Origin of the sequence: Endozoicomonas sp. ALC020, from assembly GCF_049275935.1 — a bacterium.
Lineage (GTDB): Bacteria > Pseudomonadota > Gammaproteobacteria > Pseudomonadales > Endozoicomonadaceae > Endozoicomonas_A.
Window position 1 is genome coordinate 2,585,289 of the sequence record NZ_CP184830.1, and the last position, 11,673, is coordinate 2,596,961.

The 11,673-nt window shown below is 47.7% G+C and carries 11 protein-coding genes; 2 read left to right on the forward strand and 9 right to left on the reverse strand.

Going from position 1 to position 11,673, the window contains the following annotated elements:
* Nucleotides 1–61: 61 nt before the first annotated feature.
* From ACOJUO_RS09170 to ACOJUO_RS09190, 5 genes are all read right to left on the reverse strand, one after another.
* Nucleotides 62–1,342: an extracellular solute-binding protein gene (locus ACOJUO_RS09170; protein ID WP_422139604.1), complete on the reverse strand. Its 1,281-nt coding sequence runs from the start codon at nt 1,340–1,342 to the stop codon at nt 62–64.
* 6 nt (nt 1,343–1,348) lie between these two features.
* A complete protein-coding gene (locus tag ACOJUO_RS09175) occupies nt 1,349–2,269 on the reverse strand; it encodes a carbohydrate ABC transporter permease (RefSeq protein ID WP_422139605.1) in 921 nt (306 codons plus the stop codon).
* Between the two features lie 10 nt (nt 2,270–2,279).
* The gene (locus ACOJUO_RS09180) at nt 2,280–3,164 is read right to left on the reverse strand and encodes a carbohydrate ABC transporter permease (protein WP_422139606.1); all 885 of its coding nucleotides are present in this window, start codon (nt 3,162–3,164) and stop codon (nt 2,280–2,282) included.
* A 106-nt stretch (nt 3,165–3,270) separates the two neighbouring features.
* Nucleotides 3,271–4,155, reverse strand: a complete 885-nt coding sequence (locus ACOJUO_RS09185; protein ID WP_422136427.1) for a LysR substrate-binding domain-containing protein — start codon at nt 4,153–4,155, stop codon at nt 3,271–3,273.
* A 93-nt stretch (nt 4,156–4,248) separates the two neighbouring features.
* Nucleotides 4,249–4,593, reverse strand: a complete 345-nt coding sequence (locus ACOJUO_RS09190; protein ID WP_422136428.1) for a DMT family transporter — start codon at nt 4,591–4,593, stop codon at nt 4,249–4,251.
* A 502-nt stretch (nt 4,594–5,095) separates the two neighbouring features.
* On the opposite strand from ACOJUO_RS09190, the gene ACOJUO_RS09195 reads away from it, so the two are divergent.
* Nucleotides 5,096–5,452: a PilZ domain-containing protein gene (locus ACOJUO_RS09195; protein WP_422139607.1), complete on the forward strand. Its 357-nt coding sequence runs from the start codon at nt 5,096–5,098 to the stop codon at nt 5,450–5,452.
* Here the strand turns inward: ACOJUO_RS09195 and ACOJUO_RS09200 are convergent, their stop codons facing one another.
* Nucleotides 5,453–5,941 carry a winged helix-turn-helix transcriptional regulator gene (locus ACOJUO_RS09200; protein ID WP_422136430.1) on the reverse strand — a complete coding sequence of 163 codons (489 nt, stop codon included), beginning with the start codon at nt 5,939–5,941 and terminating at the stop codon, nt 5,453–5,455.
* Nucleotides 5,942–6,195: 254 nt separating this feature from the next.
* A complete protein-coding gene (gene alr / locus ACOJUO_RS09205; RefSeq protein WP_422139608.1) occupies nt 6,196–7,293 on the reverse strand; it encodes an alanine racemase in 1,098 nt (365 codons plus the stop codon).
* 351 nt (nt 7,294–7,644) lie between these two features.
* On the opposite strand from alr, the gene ACOJUO_RS09210 reads away from it, so the two are divergent.
* The gene (locus ACOJUO_RS09210; RefSeq protein ID WP_422139609.1) at nt 7,645–8,523 is read left to right on the forward strand and encodes an SMP-30/gluconolactonase/LRE family protein; all 879 of its coding nucleotides are present in this window, start codon (nt 7,645–7,647) and stop codon (nt 8,521–8,523) included.
* Here the strand turns inward: ACOJUO_RS09210 and ACOJUO_RS09215 are convergent.
* Nucleotides 8,504–9,076, reverse strand: a complete 573-nt coding sequence (locus ACOJUO_RS09215) for a BPSL1445 family SYLF domain-containing lipoprotein (RefSeq protein ID WP_422136433.1) — start codon at nt 9,074–9,076, stop codon at nt 8,504–8,506. The two genes, ACOJUO_RS09210 and ACOJUO_RS09215, sit on opposite strands and share 20 nt — an antisense overlap.
* Before the next feature lie 160 nt (nt 9,077–9,236).
* Complete coding sequence (locus ACOJUO_RS09220) at nt 9,237–11,591, reverse strand: autotransporter domain-containing protein (protein WP_422139610.1); 2,355 nt, start codon at nt 11,589–11,591, stop codon at nt 9,237–9,239.
* Between the last annotated feature and the right edge of the window lie 82 nt (nt 11,592–11,673).

Genomic DNA, 11,673 nt, shown 5'->3' on the forward strand with positions numbered 1-11,673 from the left:
GTCCGGTGATTAATCCGTTTCTTTAGAAATGAGAGCCCGTTTGAAACGGGCTCGAAAGGCATTAAGAGCGGTTCACTCTATCTAACGCCCGCTGCGCTTTTTTTGCTGCCTGTTTAAGTGCTTTCTCAGCAGGAACGTTTTGGATTTGAATTTGGTCAGCAGCCACTCTCAGCGCATCCATAATCTTGCCGTTGGTTGGATCAAGAAAGTCAGGGCTTGCTGAGCTGGCTTGCTTCAACGGAATCAGAGCTTGTGGATTCTTCTCTGTAAACAACTTGTACTCAGCGACATCCGCTGCACTCGTGCGAACCGGGATGTAGCCTGTGAACATTGACCAGGCGGCGGTTTTTTCGGCACTTGTGTAAAACTGCATAAATTCAAACGCCCCTTGAGCCGCTTTTTCATCGGTTCCTTCAGGCATCACGTAAATAAGTGCTCCTGCCTGAGGAGCCGGAGGATGCGACCCCCAACCAGGCTGAGTGGTCGCTGCCAATTTAGTGAAATCCAGATCACCCTGATCACCTGAAGAACCGGTATAGCCCAGCGCTTGGTCTTTCATCACGTCGTCAATGGTCTTATACCAGTATTCCCAGCCCTGACCACCGTAGTGAATACGCATGATTTCATCATCATGAATCCACGTGCGGAAACTATCCCAAACCTCAACCCACTCCTGTGAATCGATCAGCACCTTCTTGCCATCATTACTGATCACACGGGCGCCGTTAGAAAAAGCGGCATCGATCAAATTATCAGCGCCCCACATTGGTTCCCAGCCGTAAAACACTGTGTTGCCTTTCTCGTCACGCTTAGTCACTTTTTCTGCAACTTTTGCAACACCTTGCCAGGTGTTTAAATCCTCTTCTTTAAAGCCATTCTCTGCCAACACTTGTTTGTTGTAATAGAAAACCTGTGTGGTGCCGTAAGCGGGTAAACCAAATACTTGCCCATCTTCTGCCGTTACCTGGTCTCTAAAGGCAGTGACAAAGTCATCAAAGTTGAATTGTGCATCCATGTAAGTATTCAAGTCACGGCTTAAACCACGCTGTCGCATGGCATCAGCGTAAACCGGGTCCAAAAGTACTAACTCTGGCGCAGTTTTTGACGCTAAACCTGCCTGAAGTTTCTGGTAAGTCTCGGTGTAATTTCCCTGCAGAGCAGGTTTAATCACATATTCATCCTGACTCGCGTTGAACTCTGTAATAAGTTCAGTCATCATTTTCTGAGGCTTTGTACCGCCTGAATACCAGAAGTCCACTTCGGTTTTTGCCAGTACACTGCCTGAGAATAAAGACGCACTCACTGCGCCGGTAAGCATAAGTGCGAGACTGTTCAGTTTCATGTCCGTTTACTCTTTTACGCCGTTATCGGCGATGCCTGAAAGAATCGTCTTTTGACACACGACGAATAGAATCAATAAAGGCAACACAGCAATTGTGCTCGCAGCCATAATCTGCGACCAATTCAAGCCGTAGTTACCTTCAGCGATAAAATATTGGCGAATACCCGTTGCGATCAGGTTCAACTCTTGTGAAGTAATCACCAGGCTTGGCCACATGTAACTGTTGTAGTTAGTGATGAACGTAATAAGGAACAATGTGGCAACCGCAGCCCGACACTGGGGAAGCATAATGGCCCACAAAATCCTGAATTCTCCAGCTCCGTCAATGCGTGCCGCTTCGATCAGTGAAGGGTGTATTTTTATAAACACCTGACGAAGGTAGAAAACACCAAAAACAGAGGCCGCATTAGAGATAACCAATCCAGTGTGAGAGTCGAGCAAACCCAGTCTGGCCAGCGTGATGTAGGAGGGAATATAGGTCACCGCACCGGGCAACATGTAGCAACCCATCACAACGAAGTAGAGCACAGTTTTGGAGCGGAATCTCAGTTGAGTCAGTGCATAGGCAAACATGGCTGAGTTGATGATCACCAGCAGAGTTGTCAATAACGCCACACTAAAACTGTTAAAGATGTACAAACCAAATGGCGCACTGTGGAATGTTTCAACAAATGTTTCCCAACGGAATGTCTCCGGGATTAAATTAAGTGGGCTGGAAAAAATTTCATCATTCGACTTCAAAGAGCCCGATATCATCCATAAGAATGGAAACACCATCATGGTTCCGCAGGCCATCAGAAAAATATGCTTAGCCAGCGCAAGAAAAGCCTGTCTTGCCACTAAACGTTCTTTAATGGCAATTCTCTTACGGCTAACGGCTTTTATCTGACCTAACGTGATTGAACTATCAATAGCTTGTGTCGTCATAACCCTGTCCTTAGTAGTAAACCCAGCGCTTACCGATGCAGGTATTGATCAGGGCAAGCAAACCTGTGATCGCTAAAATGACCAGCGAGGTTGCTGCTGCCGGGCCCATTTCATACCGCTCAAATGCCTGTTGATAGAAAAGATACAACAAGGTCCGTGTTTCCCCGCCGGGGCCACCCTGAGTCAGAATCTGAAACTGATCGAATGCCTGCACAGCCGTGATGATATTGACCACCACCAGAAAAAATGTGGTCGGTGAAACCAGTGGTAGTGTTATCCTCAGAAAACGGGTCAGACGACTGCATCCGTCAATTAAAGAGGCTTCATATAAAGATTCGGGAATCTTATTTAAGGCGCTGATGTAAAACAGCATTGTCCAGCCAATAGCTTGCCAGATAGTCACGATGACCACGGCCACCATAGCGGTATCCCCTTGTTCCAGCCACGGGATTTTGTCAAAGCCCATAGACATTAACAGTTGATTCGCAAGACCCGATTTAGACTCAAAGACCCAGGACCAGACAATGGAGACAGCAACCGTCGGGGTAATCCACGGAGAAAAGATCACCGCTCGATAAAACTGACTGCCGACAAAATTGCGGTGTAACAGCAAAGCAAACACAAGACCAAGCACAACGGTAGGAATGACCACTGCGAGCGAGAACCAAAAGGTATTGAGTAAAGCTTGAGTGAACTCAAAGTCCTCTACGATATACTGGTAATTCTCCAGACCAACGAAATTGTATTCTGGTGAAATGTAGTCCCAATTGGTAAAGCTGATATAGACGGAGTAACCAAATGGCACCAACCAGAACGTTACGAGCGGTATCAGTAAAGGTGCAGTAAAAAACAGCACCTTTAACCGGTTCGAAAAATGTTGAGAGAAGGTACGCATGGCTTAACCCTGGCACTTTTAATAATTGTCGATAATTTAAACGGGATATATGACAATTATGTTGAAAAGCACCTCATTTTTTTTATGGGTGCTCATAAGAAAATCTTTAGATAAGGCCATCCCTTTTAATCTGATGGTGCAGCCAGTCACAGAAGAAATTCACCTTTGCGTTGCGATTATTGTTAGTAATCATATAGTGGCCAGACTCCGCAGGCATTGACGCTTGATGTGCCAGCACAATTTCGTTTTTGTTTAGTAACTCGGATGCTGCCAGTGAGCGAACTAACATAACCCCAACGCCGTGCTTTACTGCTTCCAGAGCATGGAGTGAGTTGCTGATTTCCAATTGCACTCTGGGTAAGGTGGTCTCAATTTGATTGTGGCTCAGCCACTGCAGCCAGTTCTCCTGATAGCCCTTAACCTGTACCGCAGGTAATTGAGAGAAGTCTTCATCTTTTAATGATTGTTGATAATCTCGTTTGAATTGCGGACTGCATACCAACTGCCAGTGTTCCTGAAACAGTTTTTCTGCATTCGTTTCTTCGCTATCTACTTTGCCGTTAGTAAGCTCTATATCAACATTTTGACAAGGAGTTGTGGAAGGCCAGTCCACGAGTTGGATATCGAGGCGAATGAAAGGGTATTTCTGATAAAAGCTGTCTAATCGGGGGAGTAACCAGTTGTGGCAAAATGTTTGATTGGCTCTCAGCCTCAACACATCCGCTTTTGGCTCACCAAAAAGAAGCTGAGTCTGCAACTTTAAATGAGCCAGAGAGCCAGAGACTATGGGTTGATATTGCAGTGCCGAAGAGGTGAGCTTGACGCCTCTCCTGGTTCGTTCAAACAATGTGGTATCAAGAAATGCTTCCAGACTCTTGAGCTGTTGGCTCACTGCGGCTTGTGTTACACACAATTCCCGCGCTGCGGCACCAATAGAGCCAAGCCTGGCCACTGCTTCAAAGGCCACCAGGGCTCTTAGTGGGGGTAGCATGAATTCACCTGACTGAAATAAATAAGTACCTGGTTAGGCGCTTATTCAAGCTACTTCAGGCAGGTTACAAGATTTTGACACCCAGATGAAAGATTAATGACTCAAAGAAGATGAGAAGAGATTAATGATAACGGTTCCGGTTAGAATAAAGCCAATACCAATCAATGCATAAATATCCAGCTTTTGCCCATATATCAGCCATGACAAAGCTGCGACCAAGACAATACCTGCACCACACCAGATCGCATAAACCACACCCAGTGACATGGTTTGAACCGTAATCGACAACAGGTAAAATGCCAGGCCATAGGCTATCAATACCGCTGTTGTCGGTATGGGGGCGGTAAATTGATGGGTTCTGGGCAACCAGGACGTTGCAAAGACCTCTAATACAATCGCTAAGGTCAAAGTCAGAGCAGGCGTATTGGATAGCAACATATCAAGCCGTATTTAAACTTTCAAATTCCCGAATTCTGCGAGCCTTGTAAAATTGCAGTTATCTTTGTTTGCAAATTAACGAAACAGGCTCTTGTAAAACGGGGCGGACCATATAGGGCTCCCTGGGTAATAAGATGTCAGCAATATTCCCCATCTGGAGCTTATTAAAATTGATAGATTGACTCTACTGGTCCATCTGAGTCGGTCTGATACACAGCGTCCCGGCAGATGGATATAAGTACTCAACCATACGAAATCGTATTTTCTGACTTATTGTTCAGGCACTCTGACTGCGTTGCAACTCTGGTCAAATAGCTTGCTATGTTCCCGTCGTTTCGCCTTGCAGAGCACCTGCCCAATAAGCCAGACATATTCGATTTCGTATGGCAGAGTACTTAAGGTAACTTATAACAGAATTGGGTTGCCAAATGCAGCAGAATTTTGTCATCTTGCTAAAAAGTCGGTATCTTGAAATTTCGCTTTATGAAAGAGAGGAGTTGTTATGACGGATACTGTACTTGAGAAGCGGCGCTATCCACGCAAGGTTCTGGCTGAGCCCGCCCAGGTCGTGGACAATGACAGTGGTCAACTACTGGGGGTTTTGGAAGATGTATCCAGAGGAGGGTTCAGTATTACTACGGATCAACCCATTCGGTTGGAAGACGTCAGGAATGTTACCATGGTACTGCCTGGTCTTAATGACACAGCGCACCACGTAACACTGGTGGCCAAATGCGTCTGGTGTCAGTCTGGTAATAAACAGGGCGATCACAGCAGGGACTTTGCCGCTGGATTCCAGCTTCATGATATTGAAGAGCAGGATGCAGTCGCCCTGAATTATTTTATCAGGGATTACTGATTAGTCAGGAATTGGGAGATTCAGTGTTTCTTTCAGTTCTTCCATGACAATGTAGCTTTTGGATTCCCTCACTCCCGGAAGCTTCAGTAATATGTCGCCCAGCAACTCCCGGTAAGAAGCCATTTCTGAAATACGGGCCTTGATCAGGTAGTCAAAGTTACCGGAAACCAGGTGGCATTCCAGCACGTTTGGAAGAGCGACAACTGCCCGTCGAAACTCGTCAAAGATATCAGCCGATTTGGTATAGAGGCTGATTTCAACATACACCAGCAAGCCTGCTTGAAGGTACTGGGGTTTTAACCGGGCACTATAGCCCTGAATGATGCCTTCCCGCTCAAGGCGTTTGACCCTTTCCATGCAGGGTGTGGTACTCAAGCCCACCCGATCTGCCAGATCCACATAGGAAATTCGACCGTTTTCCTGGAGTGTGCGAAGAATATTACGATCGATCCTGTCCAGTTGCCGGACGACTTCTTTTCGACTTCTCATTTCAGCAATCGTCTGATTCAGGTAGTTTTGGGCATGGTGTAAATTACCGCATTGCTCCAGGTGTCGATGTACACCGGGACGCCTTTTTCCCCGTGGCTCCTGACCGTCATAAGAAGGCTTCAGTCACGGACTGAGAAGAGTATGGCACGTGCAGAAAATATACAAGTGCTGAAACGGTTCTGCAATGTAAAGGATTTGACAGATGCGCTGGTTATTAAAGCGTTCCCGGCAATCGGACAATTTTTCAGGTGGATTCATACTCTCTCTTTGCAGGTAACTTGCTGAGAGTACGAAATAGGAAACCGGTTTGTATTACACAACAGCTGATAGGGAATTGTGCCCGCATGTCGTGCTACTTCATTCACCGACAAGTCTTTACCCCAGAGTAAAGCAGGATCTCCCACGTTCACATCACCTATTTCTGACAAATCAACCGTTAACATATCCATGGAGACCCGACCTGTCAGTGGTACTGGCTGACCATTGACGAGTACCGGTGTACCATTGGGAGCCAGGGGATAGCCATCGGCATAACCCATGGCGATGACGCCTAAACGCGTCGTCTTGTTGGTCACTGCGGTACCGGAATAGCCTACCGGACTGCCAGCAGGGATTTCCTTGATATTGATAATGGCTGAGTGGAGCTCCATGACAGGCTTGAGCCTGGATTCAATGTTATGAGCCTGATCAAAAGGAGAGGCTCCGTAAAGCATAAGACCGGGGCGGCTCCAGTCTGCCCTGGCAGCGGCACAATGAATGAGACCGGCCGAATTGGCAATGCTTCTTTTACCCGGCAATCCAAGGGTATGTTGCTCAAAGACTTCAAGCTGCTGCAGGGTGTAGCCATTGTCAGTTTCGTCGGCACAGGCAAGGTGAGTCATCATGAGAATCTCGTCGATCCAGGGCAGTTGCTCAAGCCTTGCCCAGGCATCGCGATAATCGCCGGGAAGAATACCCACTCTGTGCATGCCGGAGTCCATTTTCAGCCAGACCCTGACAGGCTTCTCCAGTGGGGTTTGTTCAAGCTGTTTTACCTGTTCCGGACTTTGTACAACAATGTCAATATTTTCTGAGGCAATATTGGTGAGTTCGGAATGTTCAAAGAATCCTTCGAGAATAAGCAGACGGTTTCTGATACCGGCTGCCCTGAGCTCCAGGGCTTCTTCAATACAGGCCACTGCAAACCCGTCGGCTTCCTCTGACAGGGAGTGGGCACATCTGATAGCACCATGGCCATAAGCGTCGGCTTTTACAACGGCCAGAACATTGCCCCCGCCCGCCAGTGATTTAGCCAATCGATAGTTATGCTTTAGAGCGTCAAGATGAATGACGGCCCTGGCCGGACGACTCATAGTAGTCGCATTTCCCCCGAGTCAAATCAAACAGCCATGAGCCGAAAATACAGCTCAGGCTGAAGTCTGAAAATGGCAGCAGAGTCTGATAGCGCTGCATTTTCAAAGTTATCTGGATGCTATCAGTTAATAAGTTATTGCTCTTTAAGTGTTTTTATTAATTCTATTAGTGACTAAATAATACCCTTTATAGCTAATTCTCCCTATATTTTGTTTCTTATTGTTCTAAACAGTTGGTCGTCATCTGTATCTAAACTGTCTCTCCAAATGAACATTCACCTGCGATGGCAGCTATTTTTTCATTAGACCGTCAGAGGTAGCGTTTTTTCGGTCACACTCAAGAGGGGCAGTATGATTTTTGTTGATGGGCTGGAGTATCCAGTGTCCGCTTTGATATTAAACGACGGAAGTTTAGTTGTTTCAGAAGTCGGTGAGGAGAGAGGTCGTCTGACCCGGGTTTCAGCCTCAGGAAAGCACCGCCATGTTTTTGCGCAGGTCGACAGGCCCAATGGTATTTTACAGGACAACCATGATGGCAGTATCTGGGTTGCCGAGACCCGTGAGCCATCTCTGCTCAGGCTCAACCCCGATGGCTCACTGGCGGAGAGACTTTACGGAGACGGTGAGAACCCCTTTCTTTGGCCCAATGATATGACTCTGGGGCCTGAAGGGGCCATTTACCTGACAGATTCTGGTATCCGCGTCGCTGACCTGATCACTCGGGAAGGGCCTGATCCGGAAGTCTGGGAGGGGCCAATGCAGGGAAAATTGTTTCGCATTGATCCCGTCAGTAAACAGGTGGATTGCCTTGATGACGGGTTTCGTTTCGCCAATGGTATTGCCTTTGCTCCTGATGGGAAGCTCTATCTCAGTGAGTCGGCAACAGGGAATATCTATCGTTATCCGTTTACAGACAGACTGGAGGTTAGCAGCCGTGAACAGTTTGTGTCGGTCACCGATACTGCCGGCCCATGCCGGGTTGTGGGGCCCGATGGAATCTCTTTTGACAAAGAGGGTAACCTTTATGTGGCCATGTTTGGTCAGGGGCATGTGGCCACTGTCACTCCCGATGGCGAGATTCATCGAACCATTGTGACCAGAGGCTCATGCCCCACCAATGTTGTTTTCGGTGGCAAAGGTAGCAAAAGACTTTACATCACCGAATATCAGCGGGGTAGAGTTGAAATCACCGAAGTACCTGACGAGGGTTTTACTTTTCAATTTTTGTGATTTTGGAACCTTCCAGAGTCAGGTTATACATCAATCCCTTGTTATTGCTGATAAAGCCAATGATGGGAGCTCTAGCGGTTTTAGTGTCTATGCCTTCTCCGGCACCAAACTCAGCAATAGCAATACTTCCATCGATACCCGCTTCCCAACCTTCGCTGTTCACGAAGTTGTTCAGAGCCTCGCTGGTCATGAACATGACAATCTGGGAGCGAGCCTGTGCGCCCAGCTGGAAACCGATAGAGGCCGATACGGTATTGTAATAGTCCTGTATTGCTCCATTCTTTAAAAGTGCGCCTTCACCGTATTCACCACCCACAACCAGCCCGCCTTTCAGTACCTTGGGGAAGACCAGGATTCCTTTCGCTCTGCTGCCCAGAGATTTTGCAGCACTGCTCTGTGCATAAAGATTTTTCAACGCTTCATGGACGGTAGCATTGAGTTCAGTGCTGGAAGCAGCATGGGCAGAAAGTGACAAGAAAAGGATAAAAGCCGTTACCAGGAGGTGTCTGAGAGAAGCCATATCGGTGCGATTCCGGTAAATAGTGTTGGTCAATGTGGGATCTTGCAGGGTATGTAAAACGAGAGTACCTGCTTTTCCGGGCGAATAGTACCAGATAAATGAGTGGGTTGAAGGCTTTAATACCGGGAGGGAGGGAGAGAGGGAAAACGAGAGTACAACACCCTGAAACAGAGTCCTCTCGAAAGCGTCAAAGTTAGAAGTCGTACTTCATTCTCAGGTAGTAGTTCTGAGCTTTGTAATCTGAACTCTGGTTCAGTTCATAACCCACAACGAAGCTCATGTTATCGTTGCGACGGTAGGTCACACTGGCTGAAGCCTGATAGCTGTTCTTGACAGCGTCGGCCCCTTTTGAGGTGAACTCGGGTCCACCGAGCACGTAACGTGTGGTGGTTTCTACTACATCACCCTTAAAGTCATGCCAGGCCATCAGTTTCAGAGAAGGTTCGAGTTCACCCTGGTCGACTTTGAAAGCCTGACTGATTTCAACGCCAGCACCCAGCTCGACCTTTTGATATTTCTGGCTGTCCACATTCAGGGCAAAACCGGTCGCATACTTGTCATCTTCCTTAAAGGCTTTACTTTTGACCATGGTGTAGTTGAAACCGACCATTGGCACTATCTTCATCTCACCAAAGCTCTGGTTCATGCCCAGCATGGTGGTCAGGCCGTACTGATGACTGATATAGTCCGAAGTAATCGGCGCATCGACAAAGCCATCGATATAACGGCTACGCTCGTTGTTACTGCGACCGATGTTAATGACGCCATCCAGGAACCAGTTATCTTGCTCCCAGGAGCCGTAGAGGCTGACCTGGTAGTTCTTGATGGTAGAGTTGTCATTAGAATCGTGTTTGTCTATTTCGGCATTGGCTACAGTGAATGCAGCTCCTACCAGGTAGTCATCGTTGATGGTGGTTTCTGCGCCCAGTGTCAGACCACTCAGATCGGCATCGAAACCGAAAAGTCTGTCTCCACCATCGTTTCTGCGATCATCCTGAGTGACGTCCGAGCCAAGAACCTGCAACCAGAAACCCTGATTGGTGTAACTGCCACCGTATGACAGTCCGCTGTCAGACAGGTCATCTTCCTGAACCGCCCTGACGTGGGCCAGAACGTTGGTCTTAACCTTGGTTTCTGCCGTTACGTTGGTCATCTGGACGGCGTCAGAGTTGTTGAATTTACTCTCTCTGGCGAACTCAGCCAGTTTCTTTACATCAGTAATATTGGAAACGGTCTGGTAAAAGTTATTGAAACTCGTGGAGTTGGTGGAGTCCCGGGTAATCACTGTCATCGTAGCCGCCAGAGCTTCTTCAGTGGTGGCCCCGGCACCTTCCTGTGCAATCAGATTCTTCAGTGCTTCGAGGGTTCTTGGTGTCAGATCTGTGGTCAGAGCATTGCCGTTCTGTGTGACCTCGGTAGTATCAATCAACACAGAGTGCTCAATCGTCAGATCGGATGCATTCAGGCTGGTGTTGGCTTCAATAATTTTTGCATCTTCTACGGTGTTACCAGCTTCTACGACTTCCAGGGTAGGAACAATTTTCAGCGTTGAACCTGGGTTAATATTGGCAGTACCGGTGACAATCAGAGCTGCATTGGCGTCGGAGCCGGTACCCAGCTCTGTTGTAATGACCCCTGTTGAATAAACAGTCAGATCACCATCAATGGTCTGTGCTCCGGGTTTGTCAAAGCTGGCAATACCAGAGATTTTGACGTGTGTTGCGCCGGAATTCTTCTTGATATCACCTCGGAAACTGACGACGTGTGAATCTGACCTTACGACCAAGATGGATTCAATATCCTCAATATCGCCACCAAATGTCGAGTTACCACCTATCGTCAGAATATCACCGGAGCCGGTATAACCCAGCACTTTGCCCTCTACCGTACCGTCAACGACCCCCATGACAAGAGCTCCACCGGCATCGCTGAAGTCAATAGAAGTATCTCCGTTTGTTTTCAGTACACCGCCATTAACTAAGATCGTAGCATTTGTTCCGAGCTTCCCACCTTCTGCTGCTGTGATGGCTGTGTTACCTTGCAGTGTCCCGGTTATGGTGACGATGCCCGACAGCTCTTCTTCAATTCTGAAAGCATCTCCGTCTTCTACCTGAATAGTGCCGCCCAGATTGGTTTCTCCAACATTGATTTGAATGACGCTGGCTTCGCCGTTACTCAACAGGATACCGTGGGTTGTACCTTTACCATACAGGCCGCTGAGCGAAGGCATATTCACGGCGTAGCTGGTATTAGCCTGGCGATAGAGCAGAATGGCTTCGCCATTCGGGTTATCGAGATTGATATTGACTGGCTGAAGTAACGAGCCCTGGACGTAGAAAGTACCGTTGTCAGCATCCAGAATGAATGCATTGGTGTCGGTTGCATCAGCATTAACATTGCGTGTTACTGCACCGAATAGCCCGCTGGCGGCGTAACTATCTCCATCACTGGTGATTTCTGTCACTGCGCTGGACTGGGTGGCGGCAAATGGAATTGTTGCAGCAATCACTGCAGCGAGAGTCTTCTTCCTGAACAGGCTCTTGTTCATCCTTTCTTCCTTGCAGTAGATGACTGCGATTTTTTCAAATTTGAAATCCGGCTGAATCCACTATCGGCAGACGGCTGGGAAT